Annotated in this window: 12 protein-coding genes; 8 read left to right on the forward strand and 4 right to left on the reverse strand. The window is 62.8% G+C overall.

Going from position 1 to position 15,813, the window contains the following annotated elements:
* Positions 1 to 120 precede the first annotated feature (120 nt).
* Together JS528_RS00070 and JS528_RS00075 are read right to left on the reverse strand one after the other, a co-directional pair.
* A complete protein-coding gene (locus JS528_RS00070) occupies positions 121 to 744 on the reverse strand; it encodes a response regulator transcription factor (RefSeq protein ID WP_214357076.1) in 624 nt (207 codons plus the stop codon).
* Positions 741 to 1,976, reverse strand: a complete 1,236-nt coding sequence (locus tag JS528_RS00075) for a sensor histidine kinase (RefSeq protein WP_214357077.1) — start codon at positions 1,974 to 1,976, stop codon at positions 741 to 743. Before JS528_RS00075 ends, JS528_RS00070 begins: the two co-directional genes overlap by 4 nt.
* A 136-nt stretch (positions 1,977 to 2,112) precedes the next feature.
* On the opposite strand from JS528_RS00075, the gene JS528_RS00080 reads away from it, so the two are divergent.
* From JS528_RS00080 to JS528_RS00090, 3 genes are all read left to right on the forward strand, one after another.
* Positions 2,113 to 2,583, forward strand: coding sequence for a tripartite tricarboxylate transporter TctB family protein (locus tag JS528_RS00080; protein WP_214357078.1), 471 nt, complete (start codon positions 2,113 to 2,115; stop codon positions 2,581 to 2,583).
* 123 nt (positions 2,584 to 2,706) lie between these two features.
* The gene (gene glgA, locus JS528_RS00085) at positions 2,707 to 3,954 is read left to right on the forward strand and encodes a glycogen synthase (protein WP_214357079.1); all 1,248 of its coding nucleotides are present in this window, start codon (positions 2,707 to 2,709) and stop codon (positions 3,952 to 3,954) included.
* A gap of 99 nt (positions 3,955 to 4,053) precedes the next feature.
* Positions 4,054 to 4,944 carry an ABC transporter ATP-binding protein gene (locus JS528_RS00090; protein WP_214357080.1) on the forward strand — a complete coding sequence of 297 codons (891 nt, stop codon included), beginning with the start codon at positions 4,054 to 4,056 and terminating at the stop codon, positions 4,942 to 4,944.
* A gap of 84 nt (positions 4,945 to 5,028) precedes the next feature.
* Here the strand turns inward: JS528_RS00090 and JS528_RS00095 are convergent, their stop codons facing one another.
* Positions 5,029 to 5,880, reverse strand: coding sequence for an SDR family NAD(P)-dependent oxidoreductase (locus JS528_RS00095; protein WP_240541214.1), 852 nt, complete (start codon positions 5,878 to 5,880; stop codon positions 5,029 to 5,031).
* Positions 5,881 to 6,459: 579 nt separating this feature from the next.
* Between JS528_RS00095 and JS528_RS00100 the strand changes: the two genes are divergently transcribed.
* The 5 genes from JS528_RS00100 (at position 6,460) to JS528_RS00120 (ending at position 15,224) form a co-directional block, all read left to right on the forward strand.
* On the forward strand, positions 6,460 to 7,836 hold the full coding sequence (locus JS528_RS00100; protein ID WP_214357082.1) for an ApeA N-terminal domain 1-containing protein: 1,377 nt from the start codon (positions 6,460 to 6,462) through the stop codon (positions 7,834 to 7,836).
* A gap of 23 nt (positions 7,837 to 7,859) precedes the next feature.
* Positions 7,860 to 9,380: an ATP-binding protein gene (locus JS528_RS00105; RefSeq protein ID WP_240541215.1), complete on the forward strand. Its 1,521-nt coding sequence runs from the start codon at positions 7,860 to 7,862 to the stop codon at positions 9,378 to 9,380.
* A 266-nt stretch (positions 9,381 to 9,646) separates the two neighbouring features.
* On the forward strand, positions 9,647 to 12,589 hold the full coding sequence (gene leuS / locus JS528_RS00110; RefSeq protein WP_214357083.1) for a leucine--tRNA ligase: 2,943 nt from the start codon (positions 9,647 to 9,649) through the stop codon (positions 12,587 to 12,589).
* 173 nt (positions 12,590 to 12,762) lie between these two features.
* Positions 12,763 to 13,470: a ComEA family DNA-binding protein gene (locus JS528_RS00115; protein ID WP_214357084.1), complete on the forward strand. Its 708-nt coding sequence runs from the start codon at positions 12,763 to 12,765 to the stop codon at positions 13,468 to 13,470.
* Positions 13,470 to 15,224, forward strand: a complete 1,755-nt coding sequence (locus JS528_RS00120; RefSeq protein ID WP_240541216.1) for a ComEC/Rec2 family competence protein — start codon at positions 13,470 to 13,472, stop codon at positions 15,222 to 15,224. Before JS528_RS00115 ends, JS528_RS00120 begins: the two co-directional genes overlap by 1 nt.
* A gap of 24 nt (positions 15,225 to 15,248) precedes the next feature.
* Here JS528_RS00120 and JS528_RS00125 read toward each other — a convergent pair whose 3' ends face one another.
* The gene (locus JS528_RS00125; protein ID WP_214357085.1) at positions 15,249 to 15,773 is read right to left on the reverse strand and encodes a peroxiredoxin; all 525 of its coding nucleotides are present in this window, start codon (positions 15,771 to 15,773) and stop codon (positions 15,249 to 15,251) included.
* Positions 15,774 to 15,813 lie beyond the last annotated feature (40 nt).

The following is a 15,813-nucleotide window of genomic DNA, read 5'->3' on the forward strand; positions in this document are numbered from 1 at the left end:
GCACGGGGCGCGTAGCGTCACTTGCAACGGAGGGTTCCCTCCCGCGTATGCGGGGGAGAACCCTTCGTTTCCATATGTGATCCGTGCCGCCGTATGCCGCCGCCGATTGTCGGCGGATGATTACAGGAGATGCTCGCGCACGCAGATGCGAATCGCTTCGGCACGGCTGTGAACGCCCATCTTCCGATAGGCGTTGTTCATGTGCGTCTTGACCGTGCCCACGCTCATATGCATCAGACTCGCCGTGGCGGCCGTGGTGCGGCCCTTCAGATATTCGCGCAGTACGGCGATCTCCGTATCCGTCAGCATCATGCGTTGAAACGCCAGCGACCGCTCCTGCCACGTCGCGGCATGCTCGTTGCCCGTGATACGGCCGATCATCTGCACATACTCCTGAACCGCCGCCTCCTTGCGTATCACCGCATCCATGCCCGCCGCACTGAGCTCGTCGGAGGAGTGCATGAGCTGGAACGCGGTCATTCCCAGAATGCCGATCTCCGGGTGTGCGGAGTGCAGCTTCTCCGCCAGATCCCTGCCGTCCATGTCCGGCATCTGCAGGTCGGTCATCACCACACGCGGGCGCATGTCGGCGGTGTCACACAGCGACAGTGCCTCCCGCGCGGAGACGACGGTCCAGAGCACCCGCAGGGGAGTGGGACGGTCCCCGAACATCGTCTCCAGGGCGTGTGCCACCAGCGGATCGTTGTCCACTATGCCGATGGAGATGTAATCCGTTCCGTTCATGAATTCTCTCCATTGTCATGTCCGTGATTCGGCTCGTGGCCCGAATCGCCCGGTGCCGTCTGTCGGGGAATGAAGACGTACACGGACCACTCCCCGTCCTCTTTCCCGGTCGATATGGTTCCTCCGGCGTCGTGCAGTTCGCCGCGCAGCATCGTTAGTCCGCTTCCCGACGAGGTGATTCCGGCGTTCTCGACACCGTTTGCGGGACCGGCGTCGCGGCACGTGTTGGAGGAGATGACGGTCGTGCCGTCATCCGCGATCGACACGACGAGCGCATATTCGCCGGGACGGCCGTACTTGGCGATGTTGCCTCCGATCTCGCGTATGCACAGATTGAGTATCCGAGCGGTCCGACCGTCGATGCGCGTGGGGTCGCCGACGACCTGCGGTGTCCCGTAGAACCCCTGTTTGTCGAGTCGGCGTTTGATGAGTGTCAGGTTCCTGCCGAACTCCGGCGGCGCATCGGCGTCGCTCCCTGCGTCGTTGCTCCGTACGTCGCCGATCGTAGGATGTTCGTCGAGTTGATCCCTGACCGGCATGATGATCTGCTGCCTGATCTCCATGAGCGCGGATTCGAGTACGCCGATGATTTCCTCGAGGTCCTCGATCTCGTTGCGGCTTCGGAGCCTTGTGGCGAGGCTCCGGCTGCGGGAGACCGCGTAGACGAGGTCGTTGGCCACGGAGTCATGCAACACGTGCAGCATCTTCAATTGAGATTCGCGATGCCGCACCCGCTGCTCGGCGGCCACCTGTTCCCCCTGTGCCTGTGCGGCATACCGCATCAGTGTGCCGATCAGCCATGAGATCGCCATGGGCTCGAGCATGAACGTGATGCCCCGCAGTGGTTCGTTGGCCAGCAGGGTGCCGACCAACGACAGTATCTGGGTCAGTAGCACCGCCGGCAGTGCCGAGGCGTATCGCCCCCACCGTCGCCCCAGCAGAATGACCGCCAGCAGGAACGGATTGCATACCAGCCAGTAGGAATCGGCGCTCACGGCATACAGTACGGGGCAGAGCGCGGCGATGCCGAGACTCATCTGCAATGGCCATAACGGCAGCAGGGCGAGCAGCATGATCATCAGCGCGTTCTGCACATGCATGAGCGGGGTCAGTCCGACGCTGTTGACCCATTCGACGCATTCCGCTCCGATGCAGCAGACCGAGGCCACGATATAGAGCGCCTTCTCGAACCTCATCGGGTTCCTCAGCAGATCCTTCACGTTCTTCATCATCCTGCGGACATGATACTGCGCATACAGAGGGCCGAGGTGCCGTTCCACTCATGCGAATGGACAGTTCGATGGGTCAGGCGCTGGGGTAAAGTAGCACGCAGTGTCATTTCGCACAGAACGATAAGGAGTGGTTCCAATGCCGAATCGTGCAGAACGTCGCGCCAAGGCGAAGGCCGACCGCAGGGGAGTGCCGTCGCAGTACGACTCCACCCGTGGCCGCGGCCGCGCCGGAATGATCGATGAGTACCAGCTGCAGGAGCGTTCCCGCAGGCTGCAGGAGGGCGAGTCCCTCGGCCCGTGGAAGCCGACCGGCGGCAAGGTCGTCGAGTCCGACGTTACGCTGACCACGAACCCCGACTACAAGGATCCCAAGGCGTTCAAGGCGCCGCACTCCACGCGCCAGTGGTTCCGCGTGGGCAGCTGGACGCTGATCACGCTCGCGGTCATCGCGTTCTTCGTGGTCATGTGGCTGCCGAGCGCGATGCGCCCGATGTGGCTGGTCGCCACCGTCGCCGGCGTGTTCATCGTCGGCGTGGTGAGCCTGTTCTTCACCGCCGGCGATTCGAAGCACAACCCGAACCTCGACCAGAACGGCACGGCCGTCTGATCCGGTCGCGGACGACACGATTTTCTTGGAAGACGCACGACTCAGGTTGTGCGTTTTTCCGTATGTCGTGCCGTAGAGTGGGTATTGCTTGATTTTCCGTTCGGAAAGAGAGGTAGGAAACCAATGAAGGTTGACATTCTGACCCGCGAGTACCCGCCGCACGTCTACGGCGGCGCCGGCGTGCACGCCGAGCAGCTGTCCAAGGTGCTGGCCGAGCGCATCGACGTGACCGTGCGCGCCTTCGACGGCCCGCGCACCGAGGCCGACGTCCCGGCCATCCCGAACGCCGCCGAGGCGAAGGGCTCCCTGAAGGTCGTCGGCTACGACACCCCCGCCGAGCTCAAGGACGCCAACGGCGCGCTGAAGACCTTCGGCGTGGACCTGCAGATCGCCAACGACGTGGACGCCGACATCATCCACGCCCACACCTGGTACGCCTGCCTCGCCGGCTACATGGCCAAGATGCTGCACGGCACCCCGCTGGTCATCACGGCGCACAGCCTCGAGCCGTTCCGTCCGTGGAAGCGCGAGCAGCTCGGCGGCGGCTACAACCTGAGCTCCTGGGCAGAGAAGGACGCCTACGAGCACGCCGACCGCGTCATCGCCGTCTCCGGCGGCATGCGCAAGGACATCCTCACCGCCTACCCGAACCTCGATCCGGACAAGGTCGTCGTCGTGTACAACGGCATCACGATGTCCGAGTTCGCCACCCCGGCCGACGACGATCCGGGCTGGAAGGTCTTCGAGCGCTACAACATCGACCGCAGCAAGCCCACCCTGCTGTTCGTGGGCCGCATCACCCGCCAGAAGGGCCTGCCGTACCTGCTCAAGGCGCTGCACTTCGTCGACCCGGGCATCCAGATCGTCCTGTGCGCCGGCGCGCCCGACACCCCGGAGATCATGGAGGAGGTCAAGAACTCCTTCGCCGAGCTCGACAAGAAGCGCGGCAACATCGTCTGGATCGAGGAGATGCTGCCGAAGAACGAGCTGTCCGCGCTCGAGCACGGCTGCGACGCGTTCATCTGCCCGTCCATCTACGAGCCGCTCGGCATCGTCAACCTCGAGGCCATGGCCTGCGGCCTACCGGTCGTCGCCTCCGCCACCGGCGGCATCCCCGAGGTCGTCGTCGACGGCGAGACCGGCTTCCTGGTCCCGATCGACCAGCTGCACGACGGCACCGGCACCCCGACCGATCCCGACAAGTTCGTGCACGACATGGCCGACGCGATCAACAGGATCATGGCCGACCCCGAGCTGCGCAAGAAGATGGGGCAGGCCGGCTACGAGCGCGCCCGCGACGTCTTCAGCTGGGAGTCCATCGCCGACGAGACCGTCAAGGTCTACCAGTCGGTGCTCGACGAGCAGAAGTGACGATTCCGGTTCACCTCAGCCCGCTTTTCCCATTCGCCATCTGATCAACCCGGCTCCCCTCCGTCGAGGGGAGCCCTTCGTATTCCGTGAGGTTCCCCCATGAACGACAGCATCCAGTCCCCGTCACAGTCCGTCACCCCGTCCGACGACGTCGTACTCAAACTCGAGGACGTCGAATTCCGCCGCAACCGTCGCGTGATCATCGCCGACGTGAACCTGACCATCCGCGCGGGGGAGCGCTGGGTGCTGTTCGGCCCCAACGGCATCGGCAAGTCCACCGCCGTCGGCATGCTCGCCACGCGCACCTTCCCCTCCTGCGGACGCGTGTTCATCCTCGGCCATCAGCTCGGCAAATACGACGTGTTCAAACTGCGCACGCGCATCGGACTGGCCTCCGCCGATCTTGGCCGCCAGTTCCCCGAGTTCGAGGATCCGCTCGACGCGGTTGTCACGGGCCTGAGCGCCGTGACCGGACGCTGGCGCGACACCTACACCGAGGAGGAGTACGCGCGTGCCCGCGGACTGCTGCGCGACTTCCGCGTGAGCTACCTCGAAGGCAAGGAGATGTGGAGGCTCTCCGAGGGCGAACGCACCCGCGTGCTCATCGCGCGCGCGTTGATGGGCGACCCAGAACTGCTCATCATGGACGAGCCAACCACCGGCCTCGATCTGGGTGGACGCGAGCAGGTGATGCGCACGCTGAGCCGCATCGGCGAGGAGCGTTCCGACCGTGCGGTCGTGCTCGTCACGCACCGTCTGGAGGAGATTCCCGCCGGCTTCGACCACATCGCCATCATGGGCAGGAAGCCCATTCCTGTCGAGGACGCCACCGAGGAGGGTCTCGACTCCTCCGGCAACCCCGGTGCGGGCACCATCGTCTACACCGGTCCGCTCGAGGAGGGGCTGACGGACGAGCGTCTGTCCGACCTGTTCGGCATGCCGATCGAGGTCCAGCACGCCCACGGTCGCTGGTCCGCCTTCGCGGTGTGAGCGGAGGATTCCCGGCGATGTTCGCCGCGGCGATCTCTGCGATGGGCTGTCCGGACCGTACGTTCCGGACAGCCCTCGGTGCTTCTAGTACACGGAATAGCCGCCGTCGACCTGCAGGTTGGTGCCGGTGACGTACGAGGAGGCGTCGCTGGCGAGGAACAGCACGGCCGCGGCGATCTCCTCGTTGGTGCCGAATCGGCGCATCGGCACCGGTGCGGTCATCATGTCGTGTGCCTCGGGGACGATGCGTCCCTCGAAGATGCCGGACCACACGTATCCGGGCGAGACCGTGTTCGAGCGGATGCCGTACGGGGCCAGCGCGGCGGCGAGGTAGCGGGCATACTCGTAGATGCCGGCCTTGGAGGCGCCGTATGCGGCCACAGGCGAGGGGCCGCCGCCGATGAAGTTCGCGTTGTGTGCGGACAGCGACGACGTGAACACCAGGGAGCCGCCGTGGCCGTGCTCGCGCATGATGTGCTGCGCGATCCGCGCGGTCAGGTACGCGCCCGTCAGGTTGATGTCGATGGTCTTTTGCCACACCTCGTACGGTTCGTCGGCATCGTCGCCGGGCACGTTCACGCCGGCGTTGATGAACGCGACGTCCACCGTGCCGAGCCGCTCGATGAGCGACGTCTTCAGCATGTCGACCTGCTCCCGGTCCGACACGTCGCAGTAGAGCGGCACGACGTTCACGCCGTATCGCTCGGACAGTTCGGCGGCGAGCGGTTCGAGCGTCTCCCTGGTGCGAGGCAGGTCGACGATCGCCACGTCGGCGCCCGCCTCGGCCCATGCTGCCGCCACGTTGCGTCCGAGTCCGCCGGCGCCGCCGGTGACGAACCCCTTCTTCCCCTTCAGCGAGAACCGGTCCATGATGCGATGGTCCGGATCCTTCCACTGATCGAGCGGGTACTGGTCGAAGATCGAGTCGTCGGGCATGAGGTCCTCCATTCTGGATGGGACGGCATCGTCGCCGTCGTTGTCAGCGAGCCTATCACAGGAGACACGGTCGATTCGCGAGGACTCGCTCCTTCCCTCCGGTTCGCTGCGTGATACATGCATCGTCGGTGGAATATACTCTCGGGAGTGTAATCTGGAGTATTCCCATCGGGCGGATATGAGGAGTGCAGATGGCGGGAGCGTACGGTAATGAGACCATGAGGGGTGAGCGACGCTATCGCTTGCCATTCACGATTGGGGGACTATTCACTTCTCAGAGATGCATCCTCGCCTTGCTGTTTACAAGTGATGACGATCCGGATGGCGACGATTCCTCTCCAAGAAAACGGGGGAGCACGTTGTCCGGGTCCGGCAGCGAGCCATCGAGGTTCACAAGGGCGAGAGACTGCATACCGCTATCAAGGAATGCATCGACTGCGAGCGTGACCTTCCCATCAACCTCGATGACGGCATCCCTGTCGGCTATCTGCGTATGAGCAAGGCCGTACGCACCATCAAACCCATCGAAGCCAAACGTCCAATCTTGGACTTGGCCCGTCAACCCGCTGGAGGCATAAATTGACTGACGACTTGCATCTGACCGATCCTCTGACTGGATATATTATGCTGGGCGGGGAGCGTGAAGATGCAGTACCCGCAGTTCTTCGCGACACCGGAACGCGGATTGAACTCTCCGTGCCGTTTAGGGATATACGAACTGTTCCCGGATGTTGGTTCGTTTCCTCATGGAGAGATTCCAATGGTGGTCTAGTTGTCGGCAATCAAATTCCTGATTCGTTGCCGCATGAGCTGCTGTTCGTTTGCAATGCACGCAGTTTTGTGTTGGTGGGGTGTCGCAGCTCGGGTATGTCTATGTCTGTGGGCTTTGGCCCTGGTACTGGGAAAGTTATTCCTACGTATGTGGTTTGCGGTGGAAGGCATGGTCGCTATGCGGAAATAAATGGTTTGCGAACGCGGTGTTTGGATTCGGTTCGCTGGTTTGATTTATCATCAACATCGCTTCTTGTGACGAAAGATGAAGAAGGAAAATGTAAGAATGTGAAGGTTTGCTCTTCAGCAATTCCTCCTGTAGATATCGATAAGCAAGCAGGTTTGGTAATTCGTCCTGATTTTGAGGTAACTGAATCAGGTAAAACCGATTCAATTATTTCTCGTCAATCAGTTCTGATTGAGACAAAGAAGGATTGTGAGATGAAGTGGGAAGAGCATCTATCAGTTCACCATGCAATTAAAGATCTTATATCAATATCTGATTGGAATTCGCGAGAATTTACTGATATGTCAGTGATGAGATTGGATGATCCTAAATTAGTAATAGACGGTAAAATAGTTTATGAAGGGTGGTTCCCCGTTATTTCCTACTATCCGCTTGTACAAAGAAATGGGGTTGATAATATTCAAGATACTTTTATCTTTTCGTATCGTGATATAGGTATTTTTGGTATTAAAAAATGGTTGTCTCTTAGGCAGGCTTGCAGTCAAGGTATGACGTTACTATCTTATTTGGCTCGCGAACACCAACATCTTGCTTTGGAGACCTTGTCCATCCTTGTAGGAACGGCTCTTGAGTGTGTGGCTTGGTATGTTGCAACGACTGAGAGGGATGTTTATCTTTTTCAGAGAAACAAGAGAAATCGGATGTTGCGTTTTGTCTCTTATGAAAAAGCTCTTACTTGTGTAGTGGAAAAATTTGGAAGTTTCTTTCCTTTTAATGATTCAACTCGATGGAGATTTGAGGCTTGTAAAACTTTCATGGGCAATAAACATCCGGATGCGAAAAGTTCCGATTTTCAGACTATGTATCAAACCACTATGCAAAGTCTTATTATTCTACGAATGTGGCTAGGTATTCAACTTGGTGCAAATGTTGCGGAAATGAAGAAGAGGCTTTATCGGGATGAGATAGGTAAGAACATAAGGGATTTGCTTATTTGATGGAGTACGGCAGCTAAGGAAGAATGGGTGAAAAGATGAATTATCTATCCGGTGAATCCAAGAACGTTGAGTACAAAGTGGTGTTGCCGGATCGGAGCATCAAGTACACGAAGACGGCAGTGGCGTTCGCCAACGGTGAGGGCGGCCGCATCGTATTCGGCGTCGAGGACCAGACGCTCAACGTGGTCGGTGTGCCTGACGATCAGGTGTTCATCATCATGGACGCCATCTCCAACGCCATCGCCGACAGCTGCGAACCGCTCATCATCCCGGACATCTCCATGCGCGACATCGATGGCAAGACCGTCATTATCGCCGAGATCCTGCCCGGCGCCCAACGTCCGTACTTCATCAAGTCGATGGGACGCGAGCAGGGTACGTTCGTGCGTGTCGCCGGCACCACGCGGCAGGCCGACACGGCGACCATCAAGGAATTGCTGTTCGAGGGCAGCAACCGCAGCTTCGACCAGACCGTATGCCTTGGACTGGAGGCGACCAATGACGACATCACCGAATTGTGCGAGCGGATGACGACGGTCGCCAAAGCCAATGCGAAGTACGATGCCGGTCAGGTCAAGTCGGTGACCGTCAAGCAGCTCCAATCGTGGGGCGTGCTCGTCGAACGTGACGGCGAATTGAAGCCCACGAACGCGTACGCGATTCTGACCGGAACCAACGGTCCGGTGCGCTCCATCATCCAGTGCGGCGTGTTCAAGGGCTCCACCAAGGCCGTGTTCGTGGATCGGCGGGAGTTCACCGGTGTGCCGTGGGAACTCATCGAGCAGGCGTATCGGTACGTGCTGCGCAATATCCACATGGGAGCCCGGTTTGAAGGCGTGTACCGACAGGACGTATACGAAATCCCACCGGACGCAATCCGCGAGCTCATTGTCAATGCCGTTGTGCACCGCAGCTACATCGATCATTCCAGCATCCAGGTCGCCATCTACGATGATCGGCTCGAAATTACGTCGCCCGGACGGTTGCCGATGGGGCAGACCATCACGCGCATGAAGGAGGGATACTCGAAGATCCGCAACGAGGCGCTGGCCACTGCGTTCTCCTACATGCGTCTCATTGAACACTGGGGCAGCGGCATTCCGCGCATCATCGAGGAGGTACGTGAAGCGGGACTGCGCGAACCGGAGTTTCTCGGCGGTGATACCGACCTGCGCATCAACATCTACCGCAAGGCCGACGAGGCGGCGCGGGATGCCGGTGAAGCGGTGCCAGATGCCGCTGACACGGTTCGCGATACCGCTGGCGAGATGCCGGATGATCCTCAATCGGTTCGTGATAAGTTCGCGATAGATTCGCGATTGGTTCGCGATAGCATTGAATTAAGTGAGCAGGAACAACATGCCTATGCGTATGTCCGTGAGCATCGGGGGGTCCAATCGGATGAAATCGCTGCACTGCTGAATGTCGGCAAGCGGCAAGCGCAGAAGATTCTCACCGGTCTGGTGAACCGTGGATTGCTGCGTCGCATCGGTGCCGCGCGGTCCACCCGGTACGTCTGTGCAGACGGGGTCGCGGGAGAATGACTGATGACCGATTCGTACGTGTTGACCATACGGGGGTGGTGACGTTTTGCTGGACTTCGTTGTCCGGATGGTCGCTCGTCAGCGTATCGGATGTGTTCATGCGACGAGACCGAGTGGGATGCGCTTATCCATGATGTTCATTCTGTATTCGGTTGTGATGCGCTTGTCTCGCCGCATCGACGAGAACTCTCGCATGGCGTGAGGCCCGTACCGTCATGCGCGATGGCCGGTGGTGATTGGGGTGCGTCAGTGTATTATCGTGCGTTATGAGTGAGACCGAACCCAAGTTCCGTTACAACGCCGCTCTGGCGCAGGACATCGAAAACAAATGGCAGAAGAAGTGGGATGACGAGGGCACGTTCTGGGCCGCCAACGTCTCCGGTGATCTGAAGGACGGCAAGGGCCGCAACGCCGAGGGGCGCCCCTCCTACTTCGCGATGGACATGTTCCCCTACCCGTCCGGCAAGGGCCTGCACGTGGGCCACCCGCTCGGCTACCTCGCCTCCGACGTGGTCTCCCGCTACCACCGCATGAAGGGCGAGAACGTGCTGCACGCCATGGGCTACGACGCCTTCGGCCTGCCGGCCGAGCAGTACGCCGTCCAGACCGGCCAGCACCCGCGCATCACCACCGAGCAGAACATCGCCAACATGTCCCGCCAGCTGCACCGCATGGGCCTGAGCTTCGACAACCGCCGTTCGTTCGCCACCATCGACCCCGGCTACGTGCGCTGGACCCAGTGGATCTTCTCGCGCATCTACGAGTCCTGGTACGACGAGGACGCCACGAACCCGTCCGGCACGAAGGGCTCCGCCCGGCCGATCTCCAAGCTCGTCGCCAAGTTCGAGTCCGGCGAGAAGGCCATCCCGGGCCACGAGTCCGACGGCAAGGCGTGGGGCGACCTGACCGAGGCCGAGCAGCAGGACATCCTCAACGACTTCCGCCTCGCCTACATCTCCAAGTCCCCGGTCAACTGGTGCCCGGGCCTGGGCACGGTGCTCGCCAACGAGGAGGTCACCGCCGAGGGCAAGTCCGAGCGCGGCAACTTCCCGGTCTTCCAGCGCGAGCTGCGCCAGTGGTCGATGCGCATCACCAAGTACGGCCACCGCCTCATCGAGGACCTCGACGGCATCGACTGGCCGGAGAAGGTCAAGCTCATGCAGCGCAACTGGATCGGCGAGTCCCACGGCGCCTCCGTCCACTTCGAGGTCGACACCCCGAACGGCACGCGCGACATGGAGATCTACACCACCCGTCCCGACACCCTGTTCGGCACCACCTTCGCCGTCGTCTCCCCGGAGCACCACCTGCTCGAGGACGTGCCCGCCGAATGGCCGGCCGAGACCCCGGATGCCTGGAAGGGCGGCTACGCCACCCCGGTCGAGGCCGTCAAGGCCTACCGTCTGGCCGCCGAGTCGAAGACCGCGAAGGACCGCGTCGACGAGGCCGGCGAAAAGACCGGCCTGTTCACCGGCCTGTACGCGATCAACCCGATCACCGGCGCGAAGCTGCCGCTGTTCACCGCCGACTACGTCCTCATGGACTACGGCACCGGCGCGATCATGGCCGTGCCGGGCGGCGACCAGCGCGACTACGATTTCGCGACCAAGTTCGGTCTGCCGGTCATCTACACCGTCCAGCCGCTGCCGGAATCCGGTGACGACCTCGCCAACTACGAGGGCAAGGCGCCGTTCGTCTCCCACGACGGCATCGTCATCAACTCCAGTGTCGAGGCCACCAAGGCCAAGGGCGACGCCCTGAGCCTCAACGGCCTTCGCGTCGACGACGCCATCGCCAAGGTCAACGAGTGGCTCGAGTCCGCCGGTGTCGGCAAGGGCACCGTCTCCTACCGCCTGCGCGACTGGCTGTTCTCCCGCCAGCGCTACTGGGGCGAGCCGTTCCCGATCGTCTACGGCGAGGACGGCACCCCGCATCTGCTGCCGGACTCCGCGCTGCCGATCAACCTGCCCGACGTGCCGGACTACCAGCCGCGCACCTTCGATCCGATGGACGCCGAGTCCAACCCGGAGGCGCCGCTGAGCCGCAACGAGGACTGGGTCAAGGTCGAGCTCGATCTGGGCAACGGCGTGAAGACCTACTACCGCGACACCAACACGATGCCGAACTGGGCCGGCTCCTGCTGGTACTACATGCGCTACATCGACCCGACCGACACCAGGCACATGGTCGAGAAGGACGAGTTCGACTACTGGATGGGCCCGAAGCACAACAAGTACTCGGGCGCCGAGGGCGGTGTGGACCTGTACATCGGCGGCGTCGAGCATGCCGTGCTCCACCTGCTCTACTCCCGCTTCTGGCACAAGATCCTCTTCGATCTGGGCTACGTGGATTCGGCCGAGCCGTTCCACAAGCTGTTCAACCAGGGCATGATCCAGGCGTACGCCTACACCGACGACCGTGGCCAGTACGTGCCGGCCGACGAGGTCGTCGAGGGCCCCGCCGACGCCAACGGCGATCCGACGTTCACCTGGCACGGAGAGCACGCCAACCGCGAGTTCGGCAAGATGGGCAAGAGCCTCAAGAACATCATCACCCCGGACTACATGTACGAGAACTACGGCGCGGACACCTTCCGCCTGTACGAGATGAGCATGGGCCCGCTGGACGAGTCCCGCCCGTGGAACACGCGCAACGTGGTCGGCGGCATGCGCTTCCTGCAGCGTCTGTGGCGCAACGTCATCGACGAGGAGACCGGCGAGGCCCACGTGAGCGAGGACGCGCCGGACGCCAAGACCCTCAAGCTCCTGCACAACACGATCGCCGACGTGACCGTGGAGATGGAGAACATGCGTCCGAACACCGCCATCGCCAAGCTCATCGTGCTCAACAACCACCTGACCTCCCTGAAGGCCGTGCCGCGCGCCGCCGTCGAGCCGCTGATCCTCATGCTCGCCCCGATCGCGCCGCATATCTGCGAGGAGATGTGGTCCCGCCTCGGTCACGCGGAGTCGCTGTCCGCCGCTCCGTGGCCGGTCGCCGACGACAAGTACGTCGGCCAGGACACCGTCACCGCCGTCGTGCAGATCAAGGGCAAGGTGCGTGCCAAGCTCGAGGTCTCCCCGGACATCGACCCGGCCGAGCTCGAGAGGCTCGCGCTCGAGGCCGTCGCCGCGCGCCTGGGCGGCAAGGAGCCGCGCAAGGTCATCGTCAAGGCCCCGAAGATCGTGTCGATCGTACCGTCCGAGTGATGTTTCCGGACGGGGAATGTGAAGAAACCCGAGGGCTTCGTCCACATTCCCCGTCCGACTGGACTTCACGCCCATACCCGCCCACCGTGGTGGATATGGGCGTTCATCATATGAGGCCGGATGCCGATCCCCGGCCGTATCCGTACGACATTCCCGCGACTCCGCGACCGTCGATGGCCACGGTGCCGCTGCCTCCGCGACCATCGACGGCCGCGACCGGCATCATCGCCGCGAATCCGACGGCGGCCGACGACGAACCGGAGAGGGCCGGCATGGCCGGATCCTCAGTCCGGGCGCTGTCCGATCTGACGGGCGTACGCAGCGAGGACATGGACGACGATTTCGAACGTCGGGCGAAACACGGCAAGCCGAGGCTGAGACTCACCGCCACCCATGCGTTGGCGGCGGTCCTGATCATGACGTTCGTCACCTGCATGAGCCTGACACTGCTCATCCGGCAGTCGCTGAACTACGCGGCCCTCGAACGGGATCGCAGCGAGCAGTCGCTCACCGTGGATGACGGAACGTCGGGCGGCTCGACGGCCGGACCGGACGAATCGAACGGTGGCCGGACGACCCAATCACCGGACGGGCCGACCGACGACACCGGACGGACGGATGCGGACGGTTCGACGGATGGTTCACCGTCGGCCGGCTCGTCATCGGTCCCGGCTCCCGACCCGGCGGACACGCGCATCGACCTCAACACGGCCACACTGGAGGAACTCGACTCCGTCCCCGGCATCGGACCGGTCACGGCTCGGAAGATCCTCGAGCATCGCGAGCGGATCGGACGGTTCACCAGCGTCGACCAGCTGCTCGACGTGTCCGGCATCGGCGAGAAGACGCTCGAGAAGATACGCCCGGAGGTCAGGGTCTGATGCGCCGGCGAGACGCCGGGCCCCGCATCGAACGCGGCAGTCGGGACCATCGGCTCCTGCCTATCGCGGCGACGCTGTGGACGGCCTGTCTGGCGACGAACCGGCTGTTCGTCCTGCTCGCCGACGCGTCTTCGGGAAACGACGGCGAAACCGCGTGGGACATCCTCGCCGAATCATCGTGGCGGGAACCGGATGCTCTCCTCATCGCGGTCGCCATGCTGCTCGTCGCATGTGCCGCCGTCTGGCGGATATCGACGGCGCTCGTCCACATCGGCGTCGGACGGACGATCGTCACCGCGTGCGTGACCACGGCGCTGCTCGGCGCGTTGACGACGTGGGCCGTCTGCGCGACCACCTGGCATGATCCGGCCATGGCCAGGGCGCGGGAGGGATCCGGATACCTGAGCCTCGAGGGAACCGTCGTCGAACCGGTTCTGGTCTCATCCAACCGCAAGGCCGACTGTCAGGCGGAGATGCGCGTGCAGATCCTCGACGACGGACTCGTGCGCGTCCGTTCGAACGCCGACGTGCGCCTGTTCGCCTCGGGCGATGATTGCTCGCGCATCCATCGCGGCGCCGTTTACCGGGCGTCCGGCACGTTCGCCGAGGCCGTGATCGGCACGACCCCGCTATGGCTGACCGTGCACGGAGAGGACGGACTCGTCGTCTTGAAGGAACAGCCGTGGCCGGAACGATGTCGCGAACACATGCAGGAGTCCTTCTTCAGGGCCACGGAGGGACTGTCCGACCAGGGACGAGTGCTCGTGCCGGGACTGACGATGGGATTCCTCGGTCAGGACCATCCGTCGTCCTCGTACGATGCACGGCCGATCAACGACACCTACGCCAGCCAGCTCGAGGAACGGTTCCGCACGGCCGGAATAATGCACCTGATGGCCGTCTCCGGAGGGCATTTCGTCATCGTATCGGGGCTGATACGCCGGATATGCGCGCGGCTGCTCGTGCCGCGACGGATCGTCGCGGTGCTGATGGTCGGCTGCACGTCGCTGCTCGCCGCGCTGATGGCTCCCGGCGACAGCGTCTCGCGGGCGCTCGTCATGGGATGGATCGGCGCCGCCGCCCTGTATCTGGGCCGTCGGACTCAGGCGCTGAGCGCGCTGTGCGTGACCGTCATCGTCATGCTGCTGCTCGACCCGGCACTGGCGTGGAGCTACGGGTTCGCGTTGTCCTGCGCCTCCGTGCTCGGCATCGTGATGATGTCCCGGCCGATCTCGGGCGTGGCTGCGCTGATCCTGCCGGACCGGCTCGCCGACGCCGTCGCCATGACGATCGCCGCGCAGACGGCCACGCTGCCGATACAGGTGATGATGGAGCCGCAGCTGCCGTTGTGGTCGCTCGTCGCGAACGTCCTCGTCTCCCCAGTCGTGGACTTCGCCACCATGGCCGGGCTCGCGGGGCTCGCCGTCGCATGGGCGAACGTCGATGCGGCGGCGGTGCTCGCCTGGGTGGCCTCGTGGGGTACGCGCGTCATGGAGCGCGTCGCCATGTGGCTCGGCGGCGGCGAGCATGCGGTCGTGCCGTGGGCAGGGGGAGTGCGGGGCGCGATCCTGCTCGCGGCGATCGAGACCGCGGTCATCCTGACGATCGTGCGGATCGCGCGGCTCGCCGGCCCCTCGCGCGCGGAGCACGCGTTGCCGGGCGAGCCGTTCACCCGGAATCCGCGCAACCGTCTGCGCATATGGTGGGACGACACGATGCGCATGATGCGTGACCTCGACGCATACCGGGAGTGAGACGACGCGGCCGCCGCGGGACCGTCAGGCGAGCCTCCTCATCAACGACTCCACGTGCCCCTTCGCACGCACGTTGTAGCGGGCGAGTTCGATGCGCCCGTCCGTGCCGATCGCGAACGTGGAACGGATCACGCCCACATGCGTCCTGCCGTACAGCTTCTTCTCGCCGTATGCGGCGTAGCGCTTGTGTACCGTCAGATCGGGGTCGCTCAGCAGCGGGAACGTCAGGTGGTCGCGCTCGCGGAATCGCTCCAGCTTGGTGAGCGGGTCCTTGGAGACGCCCAGCACCGTGTAGCCGAGCGAGGCGAGGCGTGCGATGTTGTCGCGGAAGTCGCAGGCCTCGGTCGTGCATCCCGGGGTCATCGCCGCCGGATAGAAGTACAGGAGCACGCGTTCGCCCCGGCCGGTCAATGTGGACAGTGTGATTGTGGTCTTCTCGCCGTCGGTGTCGATCGCCGTCAGCGTGAAGTCGGGTGCAGGCTGGCCGGCCTCGAGCCGGACCGGCAGATCGTTCGCGGACGTGGTCTCATTGGGATTCGTTTCGCTCATACGGGACAATCGTAGTCGGTCGCGTCTCGCGTCGACCGTG

The sequence above is a fragment of the Bifidobacterium santillanense genome, from assembly GCF_018555385.1.
Classification (GTDB): domain Bacteria; phylum Actinomycetota; class Actinomycetes; order Actinomycetales; family Bifidobacteriaceae; genus Bifidobacterium; species Bifidobacterium santillanense.

Coding starts and splice junctions, on each gene's coding strand:
- JS528_RS00070 (WP_214357076.1), bottom strand. CDS start 744: ATGAACGGAACGGATTACATCTCCATCGGCATAGTGGACAACGATCCG.
- JS528_RS00075 (WP_214357077.1), bottom strand. CDS start 1,976: ATGATGAAGAACGTGAAGGATCTGCTGAGGAACCCGATGAGGTTCGAG.
- JS528_RS00080 (WP_214357078.1), top strand. CDS start 2,113: ATGCCGAATCGTGCAGAACGTCGCGCCAAGGCGAAGGCCGACCGCAGG.
- glgA (WP_214357079.1), top strand. CDS start 2,707: ATGAAGGTTGACATTCTGACCCGCGAGTACCCGCCGCACGTCTACGGC.
- JS528_RS00090 (WP_214357080.1), top strand. CDS start 4,054: ATGAACGACAGCATCCAGTCCCCGTCACAGTCCGTCACCCCGTCCGAC.
- JS528_RS00095 (WP_240541214.1), bottom strand. CDS start 5,880: ATGCCCGACGACTCGATCTTCGACCAGTACCCGCTCGATCAGTGGAAG.
- JS528_RS00105 (WP_240541215.1), top strand. CDS start 7,860: ATGGGTGAAAAGATGAATTATCTATCCGGTGAATCCAAGAACGTTGAG.
- leuS (WP_214357083.1), top strand. CDS start 9,647: ATGAGTGAGACCGAACCCAAGTTCCGTTACAACGCCGCTCTGGCGCAG.
- JS528_RS00115 (WP_214357084.1), top strand. CDS start 12,763: ATGGCCACGGTGCCGCTGCCTCCGCGACCATCGACGGCCGCGACCGGC.
- JS528_RS00120 (WP_240541216.1), top strand. CDS start 13,470: ATGCGCCGGCGAGACGCCGGGCCCCGCATCGAACGCGGCAGTCGGGAC.
- JS528_RS00125 (WP_214357085.1), bottom strand. CDS start 15,773: ATGAGCGAAACGAATCCCAATGAGACCACGTCCGCGAACGATCTGCCG.